This window comes from Mucilaginibacter rubeus (assembly GCF_003286415.2).
In the GTDB taxonomy this organism is placed as follows: domain Bacteria; phylum Bacteroidota; class Bacteroidia; order Sphingobacteriales; family Sphingobacteriaceae; genus Mucilaginibacter; species Mucilaginibacter rubeus_A.
The window spans coordinates 990,713-1,014,257 of the sequence record NZ_CP043450.1; the positions used below are offsets into that span (position 1 = coordinate 990,713).

Sequence of the window (23,545 nt, forward strand, 5' to 3'; positions counted from 1 at the left end):
GGGTCATTACTTTTAAGGCTATAAACATGACTTAATGACCCAATAACCAACAACGCTCTCAAAGCGATAAAATGACTTAATGACGCAATGACCTAATGACCAACAAGATCATACGCGCTTATCCTGCTCAAATCCAATACAACGCGGCCTGTTTCATCACGCTCAAATACGGGTTTAAATTTGGCATCCCATATAAAATCATCGTACTGATAGGAGGTACGTGAATGGATGGTTTGCGAAAACGTATCGTCGAATGTTTTTAGGCTGACGGTCAACCCGGCTTGCCTGCGTTGAAGCTCTTCCGGGGTAATATCTTTGATTGGGCTGTTATCATCAAGGGGATGAACCACTGTCCAGTTCAGTGTAAGGATACTAACGCGGGTGCGTTCCAGTTCCAGCTGAAAGAATTTACGTACCGTTTTGCCGTTCTCCTCGTCGTTATAGCTAAAAACAACTTCCATCTCTAAATCGATAAGGATGTTTTTGCGCTCATTAGCCAAGCGAAACATCAGGCCTCTGCCGCCATCACGATAAGGAGCTATAAGCACATTGCGGCTGTACATGATCTTGGCCGATGGGCGTGAAAAACGCCCGTAAAGCAGGCCGGTTGCCAATGCGAAGGCCAGTAAACCCATCATAGATTCCAGCGCGGCTATGGTATTAGGTATGATACCTTTAGGACTGATATGCCCGTAACCTACGGTTGATATGGTTTGTGCCGAAAAAAAGAAGGCATCCATAAAACGGTCGAAATCGGTGTTTCCGCTTTTACCGTCTAAAACATCTGAACCTAATGAAAAGTAAATCAGGGCGAAAATAATATTGACAGTAAAGTATGCGCTGAAAACAATAACCCAGAACTTGCGCCAACTCATTGTGATCAGCGAATGGTAATTATTAGCTGTACTTAAAAAAGGCAGACCGGTACGTTTTACATTGATGGTACCATCTTTATTGATAACCGGCTGGCTTTTCATAACCGGCTGGGTACCAAAACCAAGATCGTCTTCCGGATTAATTTTCTCTTTACGTATAGCCATGGGTTGATTAGTGACTTATGATCGATTGATAAATCAACAACTAAATTATTGAAATTATGCGAACCGCAGATTGCTCAGAAGTATTTAAAACAAAAAAGACGTCATTGCGAGGCACGAAGCAATCCCCGATTTGCATAGCCGACCTGTAAAGTTAGGGGTTGCTTCGTGCCTCGCAATGAGGCTCTTATTAAGGTGATTTAAATAGCTTTTCAATATTTAAATCAATAATTCACCAACTAAATAAATTCTGTTTGTTTTTATAAAAACTATTTACATATTTGTGCCAACAAGTAACAATGAACAAATTAAACAACAATTGGTGGTGGCTTAACGAGTAATCGTAAGGCAATTCCATGTTTGTTTGAAAAATATATTCAGGAGGGTTGCCATACGGCAGCCCTTTTTTGTTGCCTTGCCCCGGCCCCCTAAAGGGGAGTGAAAGACAGGGGGAGAGATTGAAAAGGATAATTTATGCATATTAACTCCCCGTCAGCTGGCGGGGTTGGGGGGCAAATGAAACAGATACTTAATCATCTTTTTGAGCACAAAACCTTTAGCAGGGAACAGTCTAAAGGTATTTTGATGAACATTGCGCAGGGAAAGTACAACAACGCGCAAATGGCTGCCTTTATGACGGCTTATTGTATGCGGAGCATTACCGTTGAGGAACTGGAAGGTTTCCGTGATGCCATGCTGGAGCTTTGCCTGCCTGTAGATCTGGAAACCGATGGACTTATCGATCTCTGTGGTACCGGCGGCGATGGTAAGGACACCTTTAACATTTCAACATTGGCATCATTTGTAGTTGCGGGTGCAGGTTATAAAGTAGCCAAGCATGGTAACTACGGTGTATCGTCGGGTTGTGGTTCGTCAAATGTGATGGAATACCTGGGATACCGGTTTACCAATGATATGGATAAGTTGAAACGCAGCACCGATGAAGCTAATATCTGTTTTCTGCATGCACCGCTGTTCCACCCGGCTATGAAAACGGTAGCGCCTATCCGTAAGGAGTTGGGTGTGAAGACCTTCTTTAATATGCTGGGCCCTATGGTTAACCCGGCTAAGCCCGACAACCAGTTGGTAGGGGTATTTAACCTGGAGCTTGCCCGTGTATACGCCTATCTGTACCAAAAATCAACTACAAAGTATACCATCATAAACGCGTTGGAAGGTTATGATGAGATCTCACTAACCTGCGATTTTAAAACCTTCTCGGCCGATGGCGAAAAGATCAACAGTGTTGAAGACCTCGGCTTTGAATTGCTCGATCCTAAAGAGATCATCGGCGGTGATACTGTAGAGGCTTCGGCTACAATATTCAGCAACGTGCTTAAAGGCGATGGTACTAATGCCCAAAATAATGTTGTGCTGGCCAATGCTGCGTTAGCTATCAGAACCATAAACCCGGAAAAGACTTTTGGCGATTGTTTTTATGAAGCCGAAGAAGCACTGCTTGGAAAAAAAGCCTTGAAAAGCTTTAATAATTTATTGCAGAATTAAGCCATGAAAATAAAGGTTTGCGGTTTAAAACATCCTGAAAACATTGAAGCGGTCGCTGCTTTACAGCCCGATTATGTAGGCTTTATTTTCTATGATAAAACACCGCGTTATGCAGCCGGTTTGTCAGCAGATGCGCTGCAGGCTATCCCAGCTTCAATTCAAAAGACAGGGGTTTTTGTAAACGAGAGCGCCGAAAATATAGATAAGTTGATTGCTGAATATGGCTTTAACGCTATTCAATTGCATGGCGATGAAAGTCCGGAGTTTTGTGCAGCTTTTAAAGGTAGGGTAACTGTAATAAAGGCATTTGGACTTAACGAAGATTTTGATTTTGAACAATTAAAAGATTACGCCAACAATGTTGATCTTTTCCTGTTCGATACCAAAACTAAAATATATGGTGGCTCGGGCAAAACGTTTGACTGGACTATTCTTGATCAATACAAATTGGATATTCCCTTCTTTTTATCAGGAGGGATAGGTCCCGAAAATATAGCTGAAGTTAAAAATATCACGCATCCCCAATTTTATGGGGTTGACCTTAACAGCAGGTTTGAAATTGAACCGGGCTTAAAGAATATCGAAAAACTAAAAGACGCATTTAACATCGTCAAAAATAAAATACAGCAGATGAAATACGGAGTTAACGAACAAGGTTATTATGGCGATTTTGGGGGAGCATACATTCCCGAAATGTTATACCCTAACGTAGAGGAATTAAGGCAGCAATACCTCACTATTTTAAATGATGATGGTTTTAAAGCCGAATTTGACGATCTGCTAAAAAATTATGTGGGCAGGCCTTCTCCCTTATATCATGCCAAAAGATATTCAGAAAAATATGGCGCCAATATTTTCTTTAAAAGAGAAGACCTGAATCATACCGGCTCACACAAAATTAATAATGCCATAGGACAGATCCTGCTGGCCAAACGCCTTGGCAAAAAACGCATCATTGCCGAAACCGGTGCCGGTCAGCATGGTGTAGCGACAGCAACTGTATGCGCCTTGATGGGCATTGAATGTGTGGTTTACATGGGCGAAATTGATATGGCCCGCCAGGCACCTAACGTATCGCGTATGAAAATGCTGGGCGCTAAAGTGGTGCCCGCAACATCGGGAAGTAAAACGCTTAAGGATGCAACCAACGAAGCCCTGCGCGATTGGATAGGCAACCCGGTTGATACACATTATATTATAGGTTCAGTAGTTGGCCCATATCCGTACCCTGATATGGTGGCCCGTTTTCAGTCGATAATCTCGGCCGAAACAAAAAAACAATTGGTAGAATACACAGGAAGCGAGCTACCTCAATATGTATTGGCCTGTGTGGGCGGCGGTAGCAATGCCATGGGCATGTTCTATCATTTTTTAGATGATGAAAGTGTGAAACTGGTAGCTGTTGAAGCAGCAGGTAAAGGTGTAAACAGCGGAGAATCTGCTGCTACCACAGCTTTGGGCAATGAGGGGGTATTGCACGGCAGTCGCACCATTTTAATGCAAACTGAAGACGGACAGGTTGTTGAGCCTTACTCTATTTCGGCAGGTTTGGATTATCCGGGTATCGGTCCGCAGCATGCGCATTTATTTAAAAGCCACCGCGGCGAATACGTAAGTATTACCGACGATGAAGCTTTACAGGCCGGCCTGCTTTGCTGTCAGTTAGAAGGGATTATCCCGGCCATTGAAACAGCCCATGCCTTGGCCCAACTGGAGAAGATGAAGTTTGAGGCCAACGATAATGTAGTGATCTGCATTTCGGGCAGGGGAGATAAGGATTTGGATACTTATATTAAATATTTCGGCTATTAATTTGGAAATAGTTGGGTATAGGGATTGGATTTTAGTGGTCGACAAGGAACAAACCGAAGCTCTGTATCGACAGGTTGAGATGGGGGGAACCCAAAGTTGCGTTTGCGATACTTGCAAATATTTTGAAGCTATAACTGATGACGTATATCCTGACGAAGTTAGACAGCTTTTCGAGAAATTAGGCATAGACATAAGTAAAAACTACGAAGTATTCGATTTGGAGGGAGAGGGGAATGAACGATGTTTTTATGGCGTGTTTCATTTTAAAGGCGATTTAATTGCGGGGGATGATTGTTGGATTCCAACAGTTTCAGGTGGGTATCACCTCGAACTGTTACCAGTGAACGATATCTTTATGATCGGTTTTTCAAAAGCAGCGCAGATTTCCTTTTTTGAAAAGGAAGAAGAAATAGTAGAAATTAAATTTATGACGAAAGTGTCATAAGTCATTATAAAAAATAAAGAACCGGCTATCATGAACCGTTTAAACAAGCTTTTTGCATCAAAAAATAACAACCTGTTATCCATTTATTTTACAGCAGGTTATCCCGCGCTAAATACTACGGTTGATATTGCCGAAGCCCTTGAAAAATCAGGCGCTGACTTTCTGGAGATAGGTTTTCCATACTCTGATCCTGTTGCGGATGGCCCAACTGTTCAGCATAGCTCGGAAGTTGCGCTTGAAAATGGTATGAGCCTGAAAGTTTTGTTTGAAGAACTGGCCGAATTGCGCAGTCGTGTAAATATCCCTATCCTGTTGATGGGCTACCTGAACCCAATTGTTCAATACGGTATCGAACGTTTTTGCAAAAAAGCTGCCGAAGTAGGGGTTGATGGTATTATTGTACCCGATTTGCCTATTTATGAATACGAAACATTGTATTCGTCTTACTTTATTGATAACGGCTTAAGCAATATATTCCTGGTTACGCCTCAAACATCAGAAGAACGGATCCGTAAAATCGATGGTTTAAGCAACAGTTTTATTTACTTGTTATCATCATCAACCATAACAGGCTATAACCTTAAATTAAGCGACAGTGTTGAAGAGTACTATAAACGCATTGTTGCAATGAAGTTGAAAAATCCTACTATTATTGGCTTTGGTATTACCGATAGCAGCAGCTTTGCTAAAGCATGTAATTACGCTAACGGTGCTATTATAGGCAGCAGGTTTGTAAAACTTTTAGGCGAGGATGAGTATATGGATAAAATAGACGGGTTTATAAAAGGTATAAGACCGTAAGGCAAACTTCTCCATTTCGTCATTGCGAGGTACGAAGCAATCCCAAACTATACAAAGCGGCTTTGCTTATCGGGGATTGCTTCGTACCTCGCAATGACGGTAAAAGAGTAATAGTACTTCTTATAAATACAACTCCAAATCGCCTTTACCTTCACGGATAATATCAAAGTCGCCGGTGGTGCAATCAACTATGGTTGATGGGATATTGTCGCCGTAGCCACCATCAATTACAATATCAACCAGATCTTCATATTTCTCATGGATCAGTTCCGGATCTGTTGAGTATTCAATAATATCATCATCATCCCTTATTGATGTTGACAGGATCGGATTACCTAAAACACGTACAATTTCACGGGCTATATCATTATCGGGCACCCTGATACCAACTGTTTTTTTGTTGGAGCTCAGCATTTTGGGCACCATGTGGCTGGCATTAAATATGAACGTGAATGGCCCCGGAAGTGCTTTTTTCAGTACACGGAAGGTAGTATTGTCAATCGGTTTGATATAATCAGAGATGTGGCTAAGGTCATAACAAATGAACGAGAAATTAGCTTTTTCGGGTTTGATATTCCTGATCTTGCAAATAGCCTCAATAGCACGGTGATTAGTAATATCGCATCCCAAACCATAAATGGTATCGGTAGGATATATGATGAGGCCGCCTTTTTTTAACACCTCAACCACCTGCTCAATAGCTTTGGGATTAGGGTTTTCGGGATATATTTTAATTAACATAAGTATTTGAACAAATATAGTGCTACTTGGTTTAATAACGGCAGCAAAACGCGCTTTAAATCATGGGTTTGCGGCAATTTGAAAATTCCAAAAGCAAAATGAATTCACAAATACGTCATTACTGTAAAAGTATGAAGCAATCCCATCACCATCACGTCATTGCGAGGTACGAAGCAATCCCGAACTGTACAGGGGATTTGCATAGCCGCTCTACTAATTGGGGATTGCTTCGTGCCTCGCAATGGCGTATTGGCGAAGATTTTTTAGTACCTTAAAGTAATGACAGCCTTAAAAACAACAAAGCCACCCGTTTTGACGAATGGCTTTGTTATTTAATTTTTAACCTGTTTGCGGTTTCAACAATGCCGTGTTGTTTGGATCCTTTAACAACAGCGGCATTTTAAATGTTAAAACACAGCAACAGTATTAAAACAATTAAGCTTGTTTAGTGAACTGTATGTTGATCAACAATTTAATGTCTTCACCAACTACAATTGAACCGGCTTCGGTTACGCCGTCCCAGGTTAAGCCGAAATCTTTACGGTTAATTTTACCGCTGATCTCGAAACCTGCTTTGGTGTTGCCATAAAAATCAGCAGCTGAGCCACCAAATTCTACGTCAAGGGTTACCGGTTTAGTTTGATCTTTAATGGTTAGGTTACCTTTCAATTCATATTCTTCATCATCGGTTTTGGTGAATGAAGTTGATTTGAAATTGATTTGAGGATATTTTTCAGCGTCAAAAAACTCGGCTGATTTTAAGTGCTCGTCGCGTTGTGTCTGGTTGGTGTCAATGCTGTTGATATCTAATGAGAAATCAATTTCAGCATTTTCAAAATCATCATTATCAGTTAATAATTCACCATTAAAGCTTTTGAAAAAACCACTTACGGTTGAAATAACCAGGTGTTTAACTTTAAATTGTACTTCTGAGTGCATTGGGTCGATAACCCATTTTGTTGCTGTTTCTGTTGCCATGATTTTTTATTTTTTTTTGTTGATACAAAGATAAGTACAAAATTAGATGTTTAAACATGTATTTGTACTTTCTGACTTTAAAACGACATTGAGTAAGTTTGTTAACCACAAATTTGGCACATTGTTTAAATTACAATTCTATTTTTATCAAACTTAATAGCCGCTTTATATAAAATTAACCACCATGAGAAAGCTCTTCGTTATTTCCTTCTTTATAATATTCAGTATGCTTGGTGCCTGGTGCATCATCTGGCCGCCAGCCGTATGGTCGTTTCTTATCATGGGGCCTATATATCTTATTGGTTTTTATGATATGGTGCAGCCTAAACACAGCATTGTGCGCAATTACCCGGTATTTGGTCACCTGAGGTATTTGATGGAAGAACTACGACCTAAAATTTACCAGTACTTTATTGAAAGTGATACCAACGGCACACCCTTTAACCGTCAAAACAGGAGCGTGGTTTATCAGCGGGCCAAAAAGGTTGATGATACCCGGCCCTTTGGTACCGAGCTTGATGTTTATGATAACGGTTACGAATGGCTTAACCATAGCATTGCCGCTATCGATCATCATCAGTTAAATATGGATCCGCGTGTAAAAGTTGGCGGCCCTGCCTGCAAGCAACCTTATATGGCCAGTGTATTCAATATTTCGGCTATGAGTTTTGGCTCGCTGAGCATGAATGCCATCCTGGCCCTTAATGGGGGAGCAAAGCTGGATAACTTTGCCCATAATACCGGCGAGGGTGGCCTGAGCGATTATCACCTGCAGCCCGGCGGCGATATCATCTGGCAGATAGGTACAGGATATTTCAGTTGCCGTCATAAAGATGGTACCATTAACTACGATGCCTTTGCCGAGCGTGCGGTGCTGCCACAGGTAAAAATGATCGAGATCAAACTTTCGCAGGGAGCAAAACCCGGCCACGGTGGTATTTTACCTGCTGCCAAAGTTACGCCAGAAATTGCCCGGATCAGGCTGGTAGAAATGGGAGAGGATGTAATTTCGCCGCCTTATCATACTGCTTTCACTAATCCTTTGGAGTTGATGACTTTTATCCAGAAACTCCGTGATCTTTCGGGAGGTAAACCCGTCGGCTTTAAATTATGCGTAGGCCATAAAAGTGAGTTTTTAGCCATTTGCAAAGCGATGGTTAAAACCGGCATCACACCCGATTTTATTACTGTTGATGGGGGAGAAGGCGGTACCGGCGCGGCTCCGCTTGAATTCAGTAATTCGGTAGGGATGCCGCTGCGCGAAGCCCTGGCCTTTGTTTATGACGCGCTGATAGGTTTTGATCTTAAAAAGAATATCAAGCTTATCGCATCCGGAAAAGTGGCTACCGGGTTTGACTTGGTTAAAAACTTTGCCCTTGGTGCCGATATGTGCAACAGCGCCCGCGGTATGATGTTTGCTCTTGGCTGTATCCAGGCACTGGAATGTAACAGCAATACCTGCCCCACAGGTGTAGCTACGCAGGATAAAAGCCTGATGAAAGGCCTGGTAGTTGATGATAAAAAAGTCCGTGTAGCTAATTTTCACAGACTAACCATAAGCAGCGCCATTCAAATGATAGGTGCCGCCGGCTTGACCAAACCATGCGATCTGCACCGCATGTACATTTATCGCCGCATTAACCACAGCCAGATCCTTACTTATGGCGAACTGTTCCCCTACATCCCTAAAGGCAGTTTGCTCAATACCCCATATCCTGCTTCGTTCGAGTTTGATATGGCTATCAGCAAGGAAGAAACTTTTGTTCCTGATTACAGCGGGATAACTAATATTGATTATAGTAATGTGAGTTCGTATTGAGTGAGTGGTTGATTAGGGTGATTTGGTGAGTGGTTGGGTTTTAAGACTTTGAATATGCAGGTAAGAAAAAATAAATTACAATCCCCTCTTTACGCGTAGCGTAGAGAGGGGTGACGAGCGCAGCGATGTCGGGGTGAGTAAACTCTACGCCATTCAAAACAAAATCCCCCTAAAAATCATTATCAAAATAAATCATCAGCGCAATCAACGTAATCACCCAAAATCAACGGTGCAGCCAGCATTATACGAAAACCTTACGCCCGAACAGGCCATTGCCTGGCAACAGGAGCTACGCAGACAAATTGATATTCGTCCTTTAGATAATGCTGTCAAAGTTATAGGTGGTGCTGATATTTCATTCAATAAGTATTCGGAAGTAGTTTATGCCGGCATCATCCTGCTCAGGTATCCCGAGTTAACCATCATTGGCCAGGCAACGGCTATCAGCAAAACAAAGTTTCCTTATATCTCCGGTCTGCTGGCATTTAGGGAAGTACCTGCTTTGCTCGAAGCATGGGAAAAACTGCCTTTTAAACCCGACGCTATGGTGTTGGACGGCCAAGGGATAGCGCACGAGCGTCGTACCGGAATTGCAACCCATTTTGGTCTGCTCACCAATGTACCGTCTATAGGCAGCGCTAAAAGCAGGCTTTACGGCAGGTACCAGGAACCCGGTAATGAAGTGTTTGATCAAAGCCCGATGTATGATAAAGGCGAACTAATTGGCATCGCTTTGCGCACTAAAAAGAAATGTAATCCTATTTACATATCTCCGGGGCATCACATCAGTATGGAGCAAAGTGTTGAGCTTATTAAAAATTGCATCCGCGGCTATCGCATCCCCGAGCCAACCCGGCAGGCACATTTATTGGTGAATAAAATAAGAATTGCCGACGGGGAAAATTTTAACTCGCAACCTACGTTATTTTAGCTGACCTGTCACGATAACTGAATGCGTAACACCATAAAAATTACCTGGTATTTTTATAGATCGATATTGTTATGGTGTATGACCATCAATATGGTATGCATTTACTTTTTGCTCCGTGGAGAGGTAAATGTTGTCGGATCATACGTTTTAAAAATAATGAGCTACGGTTTAATTATTGGTTTTCAGTACTATAATTACAACGCCAACAAAACGTTCTTCTACTTTCGCAATGCGGGTTATAATATTGACAGGTTGTATTTATACGCGCTTACCTGCGATGCCCTGGCTTACGGTATATTGCTATCACTCTTAAAGCTTGTTAAATATTGGGTCAGCATATTTTAAAAACCGACAGCGTTCATCTGGAGTTTGATGGGCGCAAGATATTGCAGGATATCTATCTCGATTGCCGCCAGGGCGAGGTGGTGGGTTTGCTTGGTCGTAATGGTTGCGGTAAATCATCGCTGCTGCGAATCATTTTTGGCACCCTAAAGCCATCATATAAGCATATAAGCATAGATGATAGGCACGTTTACAAAGGCTATGACGGAGGGCGTGTAACCTATTTACCACAACATAATTATCTGCCACAGAATATAAAGATCGAAAGCCTGGCCGAAATTATTATTGACCCTCAATTTGCTGACGAATTTACCGCACTGCCAATCTACCAAAACCATTATCAAAAGAAGCCCAGCCAACTGTCTGGAGGGGAATTAAGGCAACTGGAAACACTCATGTGTATTTACAGCCGGGCAGATTTTATTTTGCTGGATGAACCGTTTACCCACGTTTCGCCGGTTCAGGCAGAAATGTTTAAGGAGGTAATCCGCCGGTGTGCGAAGTTGAAAGGCATCATTGTTACTGATCATCAGTATTATAATATTCTTGATGTGGCCGATAGGATAGTGCTGATCACCGATGGCAGTACGAAAGCCATAAATAACCCTGATGACCTGATCAGGTATGGTTATATTAATCACATGATTTAATTGTCGGCTTGTGTAACTTAAAGTATAAAATGAGGGTCTATTAGGTATAGTATTTAATGCAATGCCTAAGTTTTGTCTGTTGGTCCTTTTTTTATTTTTCTGTTGCCTGGGTGCAGCGGGAAACGAGAAAGTGACTATTGACGGCATCACTTTTAAAAATGTAAAACCCGAAGCTGATCCTTCACCCACCGGCGATTTTAAGACACTGGTTATCCCCATAAAAAGGGCGGGAAACCTGATTGTTATTGAAGCGCAGATTGATACGCTTGAAGGTAATTTTGTGCTGGATACCGGAGCGCCTTACCTTGTTTTAAACGAAACTTATTTCAGGTATATGCCACATGCCTCCGAGCAGGAATCTGCCGGAATTAACGGGGCTGCCGGCAGTTCCTTTACAACATATGTGCGTAATTTTAATATCCTTGATCTGCATTATTCAAAATTAAGGGCCGATGTTACCGATCTTTCCTCGATAGAAAACGGTCGCGGAATAAAGATCCTGGGTTTGCTGGGCACACGGTTGTTTGCCGATTTTGCTGTTACTGTCGATCTGTTCCGCAATACGCTTTATATCCAGAAGCTCGACGAAAATGGCAATATCCCTGAAGCTGAGAAAGTATTTCATGACAGGTTTATGGTAAGCCCTTTCAAGATGCTTAATGATGTTATTTTAATGAAGGGTACGGTTAATGACAATTCGCTTTGGTTTGCTTTTGACAGCGCCGCCGAAACCAGCCTGCTTGATTACCGCAGGTCAAAAAAACTGATCCCCGATATGGAGGTTATCAGTCGTTCAAAAATTATGGGTATTGGTGGCACATCTATCGAGGTGATCTATACCCGTTTTGATAACCTGGTTGTTGGCGACCGCAAGTACATGAAAAACCGGATCCTGATAACCAATCTCGAAAAAATGGGAAATGCATACGGTTACAAAATTGATGGTGTTTTAGGTTACGATTTCTTTGTGAGGGGTATATTCACCATCAACTTTGTTAAAAAAGAATTTGAAATGTACATTTACAATAACCAGTAATATGAAGAGGCGCGCCTATATAGTTATTGTTTTTTTTGCGATGGTTTGCATGGCCTTGTCTGCAAGCGCGCAAAAGCGCAGTAACCTGGTTATGGGCAACGATAAACTGACCTTGCGCATTGATATGCGCTCGTCTAAAACCGAAGTAGATAGCCTGCTTAAAAAAGCCGGTTTAAAGGGCGCAAATGCCGCCGCTATTTTGAAAGGCGATTTTACCGCCCTGCAAAAAGATGGCTGGACAATGGCCGCAAAGCGGGGAAACATCGTGGAGTTTGACAGACCGCTTGAAAACCTTAACAAAAACCCGCAAACCCAACCATACCTGATAACCACTAAAATTGATAAGGATGATGACGGGTCGCCGGGATATCCGGCAGACGTTACCTATGGCATTAATAACTTTGCTAAAGTAACTGTGCATGAGTTGCCATCGGGCTTAACCCGTTTCTTTTTGCCCGGCTATTTACAAAACAGGAGGGCCCTGTTGTCCGGTAACTTTAACAACTGGAGTACGCTTAAAGGCATCATGGCTAAAACCGATAGCGGCTGGATTGCTGATGTAAAACTCAAACCCGGTAAATACGAGTATAAGTTTATTGTTGACGGCCATTGGATTAACGACCGTTATAACAACCTCGTGGCCGATCATGATAATAACTCTATCTACTTCAGGTATAACTACACATTTAGGCTAAATGGCTATGCAAATGCCCATAAAATAATACTTGCCGGAAGCTTTAATAGTTGGGATGCCAATAGCATCATTATGGAAAAAAACGGCGGAGGGTGGCAAAAACAGCTTTACCTGCATGATGGCACGCAGGCTTACCGTTTTTTGGTTGATGGTAAATGGATCACCGATCCTGCTAATCCAAATAAAATGCAGGGCGAAGACGGTTTGACCAATTCGATACTGAACCTTGGCGAAACGGTTGTGTTTAAGCTTGATGGTTATACCGATGCTAAAAAAGTACAGGTAGCCGGAAGTTTTAATAATTGGGAACATGGTAAAATCCCGCTTGTTAAAACCAAAACGGGTTGGGCGGTATCGCTGATTATCCCGCCGGGTAATTACGGTTATAAATTTATTGTTGATGATAACTGGATGACCGATCCTAAAAATCCGCGTAATATGGTGGAGGGTGGTGTTGTTAATTCTTATATATCGGTAAAACCTAATTATACATTCAAACTAAGCGGGTTTAATAATGCCAAAAGCGTTCACCTGGCGGGTAGTTTTAACAACTTTGATGAATTTGGTTATACCCTTGCGTTTGATGGCAAGGAGTGGACTGTGAATGTTAATCTTAAACCGGGTAAGCAGCTGTATAAGTTTATTGTGGATGGTAAATGGATGATTGATCCCGGAAATAAACTTTATGAAAACAACCAATATAATTCGGGTAATTCCGTTTTATGGATCGAGTGAGAAAAGAATCAAGACTATAAGAATCAAGATGCAAGAATAAAAAGCTGGAAAAACACAATTACAAAGGCTAAATAATAAAGATCTTGATTCTTATAGTCTTGCATCTTGATTCTCTCCTTACTATATTAGCTAAATACCAATTTGATATGACTATCCCCATATACCAGGCCGACGCGTTTACCGATAAGCTTTTTGGCGGCAACCCGGCGGCAATTTGTCCGCTTAATGAATGGTTGCCCGATGTTACCATGCAAATGATAGCTATTGAAAACAATCTTGCCGAAACTGCTTTTTTTGTAAAAGAGGGGGCAGGTTACAAGTTGCGCTGGTTTACACCGGAGTATGAAATTGATCTTTGCGGACATGCTACGCTAGCTTCGGCACATATCCTGTTTTCGGAACTGGGCTATGAGGGGGATACCATTCATTTTGAAACTGTAAAAGCCGGAACGCTTACCGTAAAGCGTGATGGCGATAAGTATACCATGGACTTTCCGTCGAGGCCACCGATACCAATCGAGGCCCCAAATGGACTGGCAGAAGCGCTTGGCGAAAAGCAGCCTGTAGCGTTTTTGCGCTCGCGCGATTACTTCATTGTTTATGAAACGGAGCAGGATATCAGGGAACTTACACCCGATTTCTTCGCCATGTCAAAAATGGATACCGTAGGCATTATAGCCACCGCTCCGGGCGATAACTCTGATTTTGTTTCCCGGTTTTTTGCTCCCGGAGCGGGCATCCCCGAAGATCCTGTTACCGGATCGGCTCATTGTAACCTGATCCCATACTGGGCAAAACGCCTGGGTAAGGATACCCTTCATGCCTACCAGCTTTCGGCCCGACAGGGCGAACTCTGGTGCGAGCTTAAAGGCGACCGTGTGCTGATGAGTGGTAAGGCAGTTACTTATTTAAAAGGGGAGATAAGGGTTTGAAAATAAAAAAGCGTCATTGCGAGGAACGAAGCAATCCCCGACTTTACAGGGCGAATCTGTATGGCTGCTCTGTCCCTTGGGGATTGCTTCGTTCCTCGTAATGACGTATTGATAGTAGAAGTCTCCTTTTGCCTTTATCCTTTTCCCTTTCGCCTCAAAATATACTTTCAAAACTCAATTATTTATGATTACTTTGGGGGTTTGGACTGTGCAAGGTACTTAATAAATTAAATGCAGCTTACCCGTTTAGAAATCAAGGGCTTCAAGAGTTTTGGCGATAAAATAACCATCAATTTTAATGAGGGTGTTACCGCTATTGTGGGGCCTAACGGTTGTGGTAAGTCGAACGTTGTTGACAGTATCCGTTGGGTTTTGGGTGAGCAAAGCACCCGGGCGCTTCGTTCGGAGAAGATGGACAACGTTATTTTTAACGGTACCAAGAGCCGTAAATCGGCCAACCTTGCCGAAGTTTCCCTCACTTTTGATAATACAAAAAATATCCTGCCTACCGATTATTCGCAGGTAACGCTTACCCGTAAACTTTACCGTACCGGCGAAAGCGAGTACCGCCTGAACGATGTGCAGTGTCGTTTAAAGGATATTACCGACCTTTTCCTGGATACAGGTATCGGCTCCGATTCATACTCTATCATCGAGTTAAGGATGATCGACGAGATCATCACCAATAAGGAAGGCTCACGCCGTAACCTGTTCGAAGAAGCCTCAGGTATCTCCAAATATAAGCTCCGCAAAAAGCAAACTTTCAGTAAACTGAAGGAAACCGAAGCCGATCTGGCCCGTGTGGATGACCTGCTGTTTGAGATTGAAAAGAACCTCAAAACGCTCGAAAACCAGGCAAAAAAAACCGAACGATACTATCGCTTAAAAGAGCAATACAAAACGCTGAGCATTATGCTGGCCTCGTTCAGGATAGTAGCTTTCAGCGATTCATTAAAAAAGATTGAAGAGCAGGAGCTAAAGCACAAGGCAGAGAAAGGCGATATCATTGCCCAGATAGATACTTTGGAAGCCACCTTACAGCAGCAGAAGCTGGATAGTATCACTAAAGAAAAGAACCTTTCTGTTCAGCAAAAAACAACCAACGAGTTTGTTTCAAAGATCCGCGCTTACGAAAGCGAAAAGAAGATCAAGAACGAGCAGCTGAAGTTTCAGCAGGATAAAGAATCACGTTTAACAGAAGAGTTGGAGCGCGATAAAAACCAGCTGAACCACGTTTTATATAATATTAAACGCTTAAACGAGGAAAAGGCCACCGAGGATGAAGCCTTGCAAACCATCCAAAGCAAGCTGTCCGATTTAAAAGAAGCCGTTGATGAACTACGTGCGCAGCAGAGCGAGGCCCGCAACGAACTTAACGAGCTTAATAATATCAATACGCGCCTGCAAAATCAGGCTTACAAAGCCGAAAAAGACCTGGATATATTGCAGATCCAGCAGCAGGCTTTGGAGCAGGAGAGCCAGCGCAACATGGAAGATACCACCAATAAAGAGGTGGAACTTTCGCACTTTAACCAGGTAGTTGCTGAGCTGCAATACCGCAAGGAAACGCTTGACGATGAGTTTCAACAGGCTGTTGAGTTTGAAAATAAATTAAAAGAGCAAATTGCCGAAACCGATGTTGAACTAAACTCGGTTAAGGATACGATTATAAAGGAAAGCCGCAGGCTGGATGCCAAGCAAAACGAGTATAACCTTACCAAAAGTATGGTTGATAGTTTGGAGGGCTTCCCGGAATCTATCAGGTTTCTGAAAAAGAATACCGATTGGGCTAAAAATGCCCCGCTGTTCAGCGACGTGCTTTTTTGTAAAGAGGAGTTTCGAGTGGCCATTGAGAATTATCTGGAGCCGCTCATGAACTACTACGTGGTTGAAAGCTATGATGACGCGGTGAAGGCTATCAACCTGCTCAGTAATTCGGCTAAAGGGCGTGCAAATTTCTTTGTACTGAACAATTATGCCGATGAAGCTGCCGCGCAAGTAAATTTCGAAAGGATAGATGCCATACCAGCCCTTGGAGTTATCGAGGTTGAAAAACGTTATCTGCCGCTTTGTAACTACCTGCTAAAAGGGGTTTACCTGGTTGATGATGATAAAGAAGGCCAGATCAACAGCGAAGCTTTGCCCCAGGGCGTAACGCTGATTGGCAAAAGCGGTAAATTCAATAAATCAAAGCATACCATGGCCGGTGGATCGGTTGGTTTGTTTGAGGGTAAGAGGATCGGTCGCGCCAAAAACCTGGAGAACTTAGCCAAGGAGATCCGTGGGATAGAGAACCAGGTAGGTGCTTTCAGAACAAAATCCGAAGAGCTGCAAAATAAGCTCGGCGCTTTACGTGGTTCAACCAAGGCGGCAGAGATCAATGAGCAGCAAATGATCATTAACCGGTTAAATACGGAGCTGATCACCGTAAAAACCCGTCAGGAACAATATCAAACGTTTATTGAAAATAGTCTTAACCGTAAGGAAGATATAGCCCGCAAAATTGCCGGTATAAAAGACGAAATGGCTGCCCTGCAGCCGCAACTGGCCGAGCTGAAAACTCAGCGCCAGATCCAAAGCGACTTATTGGCCGATAAGCAGATGGCTTTTAATGAGCTTAACGAATATGTATCGGTACAGTCGAATGCCTATAATCAGGAAAATATCCGTTTCCATCAGCAGCAAAACAAGGTGTCGGGTTTAATGAAAGACCTTGACTATCGCGATAGTCAGCAGGAAAATCTGGATACACGGATCCGCCAGAATACCATTGAGCTCGAAAAGGTAAAGGTTGCTATTCAGGAAAACCTGAAAATGGCCGATAACTCCGACGATAACCTGTTGGAGATGTACGAGCAGAAGGAAAACCTGGAAAAGGCCACTCAACAAGCCGAGCAAGAGTACTATCAATGGCGTGGCCTCATAACTGAAAATGAGAACCAGGTAAGCTCGTTAAGGCGTAAAAAAGAGAATAGCGAAGTTATTGAGAATGAATTACGCGACGAACGTAACAATTTAAAGATAGACCTGAACGCGCTAAAAGAACGCCTTTCGGTGGAGTTTAATATAGATATTGAAGACCTGCCCGAAAGCGAAGTACCCGAAGGCGAAAACGAGCAAGACTTGCGCGATAAGGCTGAAAAGCTGAAAAAGCAACTGGATGATTTTGGCGCCATCAACCCGATGGCGGTAGAGGCTTATAACGAAATGAACGAACGTTATACCTTTATCCAGGCCCAAAAGAAAGATCTGAGCGAAGCTAAAGCCTCATTGCTGGCTACTATCCAGGAGATTGATGATACCGCCAAAGATAAGTTTATGACTGCCTTTATGATGGTGCGCGAAAACTTTATCAAGGTATTCCGCTCATTATTTAATGAGGAAGATTCATGTGATCTGATCCTGACTGATCCGGACCACCCGCTCGAGTCAGATATTGATATTATAGCGAAGCCAAAGGGTAAACGTCCGTTATCTATCAATCAGCTGTCGGGAGGGGAGAAGACGCTTACGGCTACGGCTATCCTGTTTTCGTTGTATCTGCTTAAACCGGCCCCATTCTGTATTTTTGATGAGGTTGACGCCCCGCTTGATGATACCAATATTGATAAGTTCAATAACATCATCCGTACCTTCTCTAAAGAGTCGCAGTTCATCATCGTATCACACAACAAACGTACTATTGCCAGTACCGATGTTATTTACGGCGTAACCATGGTTGAGCAGGGAATCTCACGTGTGGTTCCTGTAGATTTAAGGGAACTGGCCGATTAGGGATAAAACATTAGACATAAATAAAAACTTCATTGCGAGGCACGAAGCAATCCCAAACTATACAAGGCGGACCTCTCGCCGTTGTTGGTGTTGTCACCAACAACTTTTTATCCTCGCATGATCTTATTAATCGCTAAAACCGATACGCATAGTGTGAAGTTGCTGGTGACAACACCAACAACGGCAAAAAAGTATGTCATTGCGAGCGCAGCGTGGTAATCTCGTAGCCAATGCATGCCCGATCTGTATAGCTACGAGATTGCTTCGTCGTTCCTCCTCGCAATGACATGGCTTTTTTAACTAACGCTAAAGCTGATTTGCATAGCATAAAGTTGTTGGTGACAACACCAACAACGACAATAAAAAAGGCGAAAAGCCTTGCAGCCCTTCGCCTCTTAAGTGATCCGGAAAAATCTTATTTCCTCTTTTTAAATATCGATGGTGTTTTAAGCATCAGGCCTTTAACCTTGTTGCGGGTAAACTTCTGTTCCATAGTCCGTTTTTGATCTGCAGTAAGTACGTTTTTGGAGGAAGTTGCCAGGCTTTGTGTCGTTACCGACCGGGTTATATATTTACCGGTTGATATATAGCTTATAGCTTGTGCTAATAGTCCTTCCGTAGGATCGCCAAAGTCTTTGGTTAGGTCATCTGCCGCGCTGATGCCTTTATAAGGATCTTTTCCGGGTGTCATGCCGGTATAGTAGTCGCCGCTGTTAGCCGAATTTCTTGTGGAGAACATTGGCATATACAGCTGGTACTTGTTGATATCTATACCATAAAAACCAACCGGTTTGCCGTAAGTAGTTGAGCCTATCAGCTGCACATCCAATTCGGGGATAAGGTTGTTAATGGTTAACTCGCTTGCCGAAGCGGTGCCGCCGCCAACTATAAAAAATATCCTGCTTAAGTTAAGCGAACCTTGTTTTTGGAAGTTAACAGTTTGATTGGTTACCGAGAAAAAGCCTTTAGGAATATCGTAAAGGTTTTTAAACAGGGTATAATTATCACTTGTAAGCTTATCATTAAAATAAGCAGTATACATTTTAGTATTGGTTTTTGCCGATGGTACCAATAGGTTATCAAAGTATTCGGCAGTTTCAACCGATCCGCCGCCGTTATACCTTAAATCAATGATCAAATCAGAAATCCCGGTAAAGCTGTTTATAGCCTCCAAAATTTTAGGTTTGGCATTGGTTAAATCGGTAAAGGAGTTGAAAACCATGTAGCCTGCTTTTTTGCCCGAACCCACGTCTAATGTTTTATAGGTAATTACCGGGTTAATGGTGTAATTGGCCGTATTTAATGTTACGTCGATGGTTGTATTATCAGGTTTTGTCAGTGTCATGCTTATGGTTTTGCTGTTGGCATAAGCGTTTATAACAAACTGCGTAGTTGTACCGCCATCGTCATAAGTGAGGTCGGTACGGCCATTGATCTTGGTGATTTGGTAGCCGCGTTTAATACCTTTCTGGTCCGCAGGCGAGCCCGGGTATACATATTTAATCCTCAGATCGGTACGGGTAGGGTAAAATACCGAAAAACCAAAGTCGCCGCCATTACCGCTTAACTCGTTTGATACCGAGCCGTCGTCAATGAATGAGTATTTGGCGGTACCTGTATTGTCATAATATTCGTAGGGCTGGGAGGTAGCTGGATTTATGGCATATTGCGATAAATGATCAACCTCGCTGCTTAAACCGGTGATGGTATCGCTGCTAACATAATTACGTGGCTGAAAATTTTTATACGTAGGAAGCTGGTTGTACCATAAATAGGTTTCCTGCGGATAGAGATAAACCGAATCCCGTACGCGATCAAGCAATGATCCTGTGCTTGACGGCCCTGAGCCATCATCTCCGTTGTTAACTGGTTTGTTTTTTTTACAGGCAGATAACGACGCAATGGAGATAAGGGCTAAAAAGTAGAGTGTTTTCCGCATAAGCTTGAATTTTAATATTTAAACGCCTGGTTATTAAGTATGTTATAGGTGATGTTATAAAAAGTCTTCCACACTGATAAAGTCTATGCCGCTGGCTTCGGCACAGAGTCTGTCAGTTTTCGAGTTTCCTATCATTACTATTTCTTTACGCTGAAGGCCATGTTCCTGAATAAGCAGGTTTATTACATCAGGCTCGGGTTTGGGCGTTGTTTCTTCGGTAAAATAGCAGCGCAGATATTTTTCCAATCCGTGCCATTCAGTTTGTTTTATTTTATTTACCTGTTCCTGTACGTTGCCATTGGTTACAATGAACAGATTTTTACGGTCGACCACAATGTCCTGCATCAGGGTAAGCACATTTTGGTACAAAAGCAGCTTTAGCGGTAATTTGGCAGTTAGAAGCAGGTTTTCAAACTTATCGCGGTATTGCTCAGCTACCGGAAATTCAACAGCTAAACGATCAAAAGCAGCATCCTTCCCTTCAGCTATATACGTATCGGTTAGTACTTTGGTTGCAGCCTTCGCGTCTATCAGCTCAATATATTCAAGCATATTGGCAAACAGGTAATATACCTGAAAGTAGTAATCCTTTGACGGATAAAGCGCATCATCTAATTCAAAAATAAAAGCTGTTTTACGTTTATCAATATCCTTATAGTCCATTAAGCAATTACATGTAGTTTTATATCGTATTCATTAAAAAGGGTTTCGGCTTTTAACAGGAGCTCCGCTTCATCGGGCCTTAATAAATAAACCGATTCGATACCTTTGTCTAAGCAAAGCGTGAGCATTTCATGCGTATAACTTGCCGAAGCAGGTTTAGGCAGCAGGATCATCTGGCCGGTTTTAACCATAAAATCGGGCAGGTCCATGTGATCACCTAAAATAATATTTTTTCCGTCAAGTTTGTTTTTAAGCTGATAGGCTTGTGCTGATGTAGCGGCGGTAATTAAAATGCTCATGTTAGTGGGCGTTAACAATTAAACCATCCTTCATTGTAACCGTACGATCTGACAGGTTTGCAAGATCTTCATTATGAGTAACAATTACAAAGGTTTGCCTGAAATCATTCTTCAACTTAATAAATAATTCATGAAGCTCAAGCGCGTTAACCGAATCAAGGTTTCCTGATGGCTCATCGGCAAAAATAAGCGCCGGGTTATTGATGAGCGCGCGTGCAACGGCTACGCGTTGCTGCTCGCCACCCGATAACTGATTGGGTTTGTGGTGCAGCCTGTCTTTCAGGCCAAGCAGGTCAAGTAGTTCGGCTGCTCTTTTTTCGGCATCAGATTTTGATTTACCTGCTATAAAAGCCGGGATACAAACATTTTCAAGCGCACTGAACTCAACCAGTAAATGGTGAAATTGGAATATAAAGCCGATTTGGCGGTTGCGGAAATCGCTCAGTTGTTTATTGTTCAGCTTGTTTAATTCAATACCATTGATAGTTAAAGTGCCTGAATCGGCCTTGTCAAGGGTACCCAATATGTTAAGCAGGGAGCTTTTTCCTGCGCCCGAAGCGCCAACAATGGTCACAATTTCGCCCTTTTGTACCTCAAGGTCAACGCCTTTTAATATTTGTAATTGTCCGTATGATTTATGGATAGAAGTGGCTTTAAGCATTTGACAAAGGTAACGGATTAGCTGATTTATTTGTTTGGTTGATGGGGGATAATCTGATGCTTTATGCTGAGTTGTGTATCTATGTTAAATATGCGTTTAGTCGCATTTTTCTTTTTCCATTCCCCGTAGGGGATACCTGTTTGTAGCAAAGTAATTGTAATGATTTTTTTGTCTCGTTAGAGGCTACCCTTGCAAGTTTGATAGTATATCGCATGAAAAAGGGTAGCCTCTACAAGGCAAAATTCTAACTGAACACTGTGCTACTACAAACAGGTAGCGCCTACGGCGCATTTAGCAAAAATGTGTGGTACTTGGGTTATGTTAATTCATGGCAACCTGTTACAGGAAATAAACCTTTTGTAAATACAATGTTATTTACCCGAACAAAGGCAAATAAACTGAAACAAGGTGTTTCCCGTTTCAAACAAAATTGTAGCTTTACCGCAAATTCTTCAAAACATGAATATTCACGAATACCAGGGTAAAGCTATATTAAAAAGCTATGGCGTTAGAGTTCAGGAAGGCATTGTAGCCGATAATGTTGAGCAAGCTGTTGAGGCTGCCCAAAAAATGAAAGAAGACTTCGGTTCGGATTGGGTAGTAATAAAAGCTCAAATCCACGCAGGTGGCCGTGGCAAAGGCGGCGGCGTTAAGCTGGCCAAAAACATTGATCAGGTAAAAGAATTATCAGGCAATATTTTAGGTATGCAGCTGGTAACACCACAAACCGGTCCTGAAGGTAAAAAAGTTAAGAAGGTTTTAGTAGCACAGGATGTTTACTATCCTGGCGAAAGCGCTGTAAAAGAATTTTATATGAGCGTGCTGCTTGACCGCGCACGTGGCCGTAACATCATTATGTACAGTACCGAAGGTGGTATGGACATTGAAGAAGTTGCGCACTCAACTCCTGAGCTTATATTTAAAGAAGAGATTGATCCTAAAGTTGGTTTACAGGGCTTCCAAACCCGTAAAATAGCTTTTAACCTTGGCCTTGAAGGCGAAGCGTTTAAAGATATGACCAAATTCATTGCTGCTTTATACAAAGCCTATGAAGGTACCGACTCATCGCAATTTGAAATTAACCCGGTTTTAAAAACTTCAGATAATAAAATTTTAGCAGTTGATGCTAAGGTAAACCTTGATGATAACGCGCTTTATCGTCATGCTGATTACGCTGCTATGCGTGATACCGATGAGGAAGATCCAACTGAGGTTGAAGCCAGCAAATCAAACCTAAACTATGTTAAGCTTGATGGTAACGTAGGTTGTATGGTTAATGGTGCCGGCTTAGCTATGGCTACCATGGATATCATTAAAATAGCCGGTGGTGAGCCTGCTAACTTCCTTGACGTAGGTGGTACTGCCAACGCGCAAACTGTAAAAGCCGGTTTCAATATCATCCTTTCTGATCCTAACGTAAAAGCAATCCTGATCAATATTTTTGGCGGTATTGTTCGTTGCGATCGTGTTGCTCAGGGTGTAATTGATGCTTATAACGAAATCGGTAATATCCCGGTTCCAATCATTGTTCGTTTGCAGGGTACAAACGCTGCAGAGGCAAAAGAACTGATTGATAATTCAGGCTTGAAAGTTTACTCGGCTATATTGCTGAAAGAAGCTGCTGACCGTGTTAAAGAAGTTTTAGCGCTTTAGTTAGAGTGATTAGAGATTGGTGATTAGAAATTAGTTGCCGATCTTTCAGATATAAAAAGCGGTGAGTTTAGGCTCACCGCTTTTTTTGTGACCATAC

Annotated in this window: 20 protein-coding genes; 13 read left to right on the top strand and 7 right to left on the bottom strand. The window is 42.4% G+C overall.

Going from position 1 to position 23,545, the window contains the following annotated elements:
• Positions 1-92: 92 nt before the first annotated feature.
• On the bottom strand, positions 93-1,040 hold the full coding sequence (locus tag DEO27_RS03990) for an ion channel (protein WP_112569966.1): 948 nt from the start codon (positions 1,038-1,040) through the stop codon (positions 93-95).
• Between the two features lie 513 nt (positions 1,041-1,553).
• Between DEO27_RS03990 and trpD the strand changes: the two genes are divergently transcribed.
• From trpD to trpA, 4 genes are read left to right on the top strand one after another with little or no spacing between them, the layout of a single operon-like run.
• A complete protein-coding gene (trpD, locus tag DEO27_RS03995) occupies positions 1,554-2,543 on the top strand; it encodes an anthranilate phosphoribosyltransferase (RefSeq protein ID WP_112569968.1) in 990 nt (329 codons plus the stop codon).
• Positions 2,544-2,546: 3 nt separating this feature from the next.
• Entirely contained in the window at positions 2,547-4,355 is a 1,809-nt protein-coding gene (locus DEO27_RS04000; RefSeq protein ID WP_112569970.1) for a bifunctional phosphoribosylanthranilate isomerase/tryptophan synthase subunit beta, read from the top strand.
• 1 nt (position 4,356) lies between these two features.
• Entirely contained in the window at positions 4,357-4,800 is a 444-nt protein-coding gene (locus DEO27_RS04005; protein ID WP_112569972.1) for a hypothetical protein, read from the top strand.
• A 30-nt stretch (positions 4,801-4,830) separates the two neighbouring features.
• Positions 4,831-5,601 carry a tryptophan synthase subunit alpha gene (trpA, locus tag DEO27_RS04010; protein ID WP_112569974.1) on the top strand — a complete coding sequence of 257 codons (771 nt, stop codon included), beginning with the start codon at positions 4,831-4,833 and terminating at the stop codon, positions 5,599-5,601.
• 120 nt (positions 5,602-5,721) lie between these two features.
• Here the strand turns inward: trpA and DEO27_RS04015 are convergent, their stop codons facing one another.
• Positions 5,722-6,342, bottom strand: a complete 621-nt coding sequence (locus DEO27_RS04015; RefSeq protein ID WP_112569976.1) for an L-threonylcarbamoyladenylate synthase — start codon at positions 6,340-6,342, stop codon at positions 5,722-5,724.
• Between the two features lie 435 nt (positions 6,343-6,777).
• The gene (locus tag DEO27_RS04020) at positions 6,778-7,320 is read right to left on the bottom strand and encodes a YceI family protein (protein WP_112569978.1); all 543 of its coding nucleotides are present in this window, start codon (positions 7,318-7,320) and stop codon (positions 6,778-6,780) included.
• Between the two features lie 184 nt (positions 7,321-7,504).
• Between DEO27_RS04020 and DEO27_RS04025 the strand changes: the two genes are divergently transcribed.
• The 8 genes from DEO27_RS04025 to smc all read left to right on the top strand — a co-directional run bounded on the left by DEO27_RS04025 (position 7,505) and on the right by smc (position 18,233).
• Positions 7,505-9,139: an FMN-binding glutamate synthase family protein gene (locus DEO27_RS04025; RefSeq protein ID WP_112569980.1), complete on the top strand. Its 1,635-nt coding sequence runs from the start codon at positions 7,505-7,507 to the stop codon at positions 9,137-9,139.
• 229 nt (positions 9,140-9,368) lie between these two features.
• Positions 9,369-10,070: a deoxyribonuclease V gene (nfi, locus tag DEO27_RS04030; protein WP_112570068.1), complete on the top strand. Its 702-nt coding sequence runs from the start codon at positions 9,369-9,371 to the stop codon at positions 10,068-10,070.
• Positions 10,071-10,091: 21 nt separating this feature from the next.
• Positions 10,092-10,415, top strand: coding sequence for a hypothetical protein (locus DEO27_RS04035; protein ID WP_146750018.1), 324 nt, complete (start codon positions 10,092-10,094; stop codon positions 10,413-10,415).
• Positions 10,397-11,062: an ATP-binding cassette domain-containing protein gene (locus DEO27_RS04040; RefSeq protein WP_190295315.1), complete on the top strand. Its 666-nt coding sequence runs from the start codon at positions 10,397-10,399 to the stop codon at positions 11,060-11,062. The genes DEO27_RS04035 and DEO27_RS04040 overlap by 19 nt, the downstream gene beginning before the upstream one ends.
• Before the next feature lie 61 nt (positions 11,063-11,123).
• On the top strand, positions 11,124-12,098 hold the full coding sequence (locus DEO27_RS04045) for a pepsin/retropepsin-like aspartic protease family protein (RefSeq protein WP_112569986.1): 975 nt from the start codon (positions 11,124-11,126) through the stop codon (positions 12,096-12,098).
• Position 12,099: 1 nt separating this feature from the next.
• The gene (locus DEO27_RS04050; protein ID WP_112569988.1) at positions 12,100-13,527 is read left to right on the top strand and encodes a glycogen-binding domain-containing protein; all 1,428 of its coding nucleotides are present in this window, start codon (positions 12,100-12,102) and stop codon (positions 13,525-13,527) included.
• A 146-nt stretch (positions 13,528-13,673) separates the two neighbouring features.
• The gene (locus tag DEO27_RS04055; protein WP_112569990.1) at positions 13,674-14,459 is read left to right on the top strand and encodes a PhzF family phenazine biosynthesis protein; all 786 of its coding nucleotides are present in this window, start codon (positions 13,674-13,676) and stop codon (positions 14,457-14,459) included.
• 231 nt (positions 14,460-14,690) lie between these two features.
• Positions 14,691-18,233 carry a chromosome segregation protein SMC gene (smc, locus tag DEO27_RS04060; protein ID WP_112569991.1) on the top strand — a complete coding sequence of 1,181 codons (3,543 nt, stop codon included), beginning with the start codon at positions 14,691-14,693 and terminating at the stop codon, positions 18,231-18,233.
• A gap of 415 nt (positions 18,234-18,648) precedes the next feature.
• Here the strand turns inward: smc and DEO27_RS04065 are convergent, their stop codons facing one another.
• From DEO27_RS04065 to DEO27_RS04080, 4 genes are read right to left on the bottom strand one after another with little or no spacing between them, the layout of a single operon-like run.
• Positions 18,649-20,172, bottom strand: coding sequence for a S41 family peptidase (locus tag DEO27_RS04065; protein ID WP_112569993.1), 1,524 nt, complete (start codon positions 20,170-20,172; stop codon positions 18,649-18,651).
• Between the two features lie 54 nt (positions 20,173-20,226).
• Positions 20,227-20,835: an HAD family hydrolase gene (locus DEO27_RS04070; RefSeq protein WP_112569995.1), complete on the bottom strand. Its 609-nt coding sequence runs from the start codon at positions 20,833-20,835 to the stop codon at positions 20,227-20,229.
• Complete coding sequence (locus tag DEO27_RS04075) at positions 20,835-21,134, bottom strand: hypothetical protein (RefSeq protein WP_112569997.1); 300 nt, start codon at positions 21,132-21,134, stop codon at positions 20,835-20,837. The genes DEO27_RS04070 and DEO27_RS04075 overlap by 1 nt, the downstream gene beginning before the upstream one ends.
• Position 21,135: 1 nt before the next feature.
• Positions 21,136-21,795 carry an ABC transporter ATP-binding protein gene (locus tag DEO27_RS04080; RefSeq protein ID WP_112569999.1) on the bottom strand — a complete coding sequence of 220 codons (660 nt, stop codon included), beginning with the start codon at positions 21,793-21,795 and terminating at the stop codon, positions 21,136-21,138.
• Between the two features lie 459 nt (positions 21,796-22,254).
• Here DEO27_RS04080 and sucC point away from each other — a divergent pair, with 459 nt between their 5' ends.
• A complete protein-coding gene (sucC, locus tag DEO27_RS04085; protein WP_112570001.1) occupies positions 22,255-23,448 on the top strand; it encodes an ADP-forming succinate--CoA ligase subunit beta in 1,194 nt (397 codons plus the stop codon).
• Positions 23,449-23,545 lie beyond the last annotated feature (97 nt).

Excerpts from the sequence above, each read along its gene's own strand:
- DEO27_RS03990 (WP_112569966.1), bottom strand. The coding sequence starts at position 1,040 with ATGGCTATACGTAAAGAGAAAATTAATCCGGAAGACGATCTTGGTTTT.
- trpD (WP_112569968.1), top strand. The coding sequence starts at position 1,554 with ATGAAACAGATACTTAATCATCTTTTTGAGCACAAAACCTTTAGCAGG.
- DEO27_RS04000 (WP_112569970.1), top strand. The coding sequence starts at position 2,547 with ATGAAAATAAAGGTTTGCGGTTTAAAACATCCTGAAAACATTGAAGCG.
- trpA (WP_112569974.1), top strand. The coding sequence starts at position 4,831 with ATGAACCGTTTAAACAAGCTTTTTGCATCAAAAAATAACAACCTGTTA.
- DEO27_RS04015 (WP_112569976.1), bottom strand. The coding sequence starts at position 6,342 with ATGTTAATTAAAATATATCCCGAAAACCCTAATCCCAAAGCTATTGAG.
- DEO27_RS04020 (WP_112569978.1), bottom strand. The coding sequence starts at position 7,320 with ATGGCAACAGAAACAGCAACAAAATGGGTTATCGACCCAATGCACTCA.
- DEO27_RS04025 (WP_112569980.1), top strand. The coding sequence starts at position 7,505 with ATGAGAAAGCTCTTCGTTATTTCCTTCTTTATAATATTCAGTATGCTT.
- DEO27_RS04035 (WP_146750018.1), top strand. The coding sequence starts at position 10,092 with ATGCGTAACACCATAAAAATTACCTGGTATTTTTATAGATCGATATTG.
- DEO27_RS04045 (WP_112569986.1), top strand. The coding sequence starts at position 11,124 with ATGCCTAAGTTTTGTCTGTTGGTCCTTTTTTTATTTTTCTGTTGCCTG.
- DEO27_RS04050 (WP_112569988.1), top strand. The coding sequence starts at position 12,100 with ATGAAGAGGCGCGCCTATATAGTTATTGTTTTTTTTGCGATGGTTTGC.
- DEO27_RS04055 (WP_112569990.1), top strand. The coding sequence starts at position 13,674 with ATGACTATCCCCATATACCAGGCCGACGCGTTTACCGATAAGCTTTTT.
- smc (WP_112569991.1), top strand. The coding sequence starts at position 14,691 with ATGCAGCTTACCCGTTTAGAAATCAAGGGCTTCAAGAGTTTTGGCGAT.
- DEO27_RS04065 (WP_112569993.1), bottom strand. The coding sequence starts at position 20,172 with ATGCGGAAAACACTCTACTTTTTAGCCCTTATCTCCATTGCGTCGTTA.
- DEO27_RS04070 (WP_112569995.1), bottom strand. The coding sequence starts at position 20,835 with ATGGACTATAAGGATATTGATAAACGTAAAACAGCTTTTATTTTTGAA.
- DEO27_RS04075 (WP_112569997.1), bottom strand. The coding sequence starts at position 21,134 with ATGAGCATTTTAATTACCGCCGCTACATCAGCACAAGCCTATCAGCTT.
- DEO27_RS04080 (WP_112569999.1), bottom strand. The coding sequence starts at position 21,795 with ATGCTTAAAGCCACTTCTATCCATAAATCATACGGACAATTACAAATA.
- sucC (WP_112570001.1), top strand. The coding sequence starts at position 22,255 with ATGAATATTCACGAATACCAGGGTAAAGCTATATTAAAAAGCTATGGC.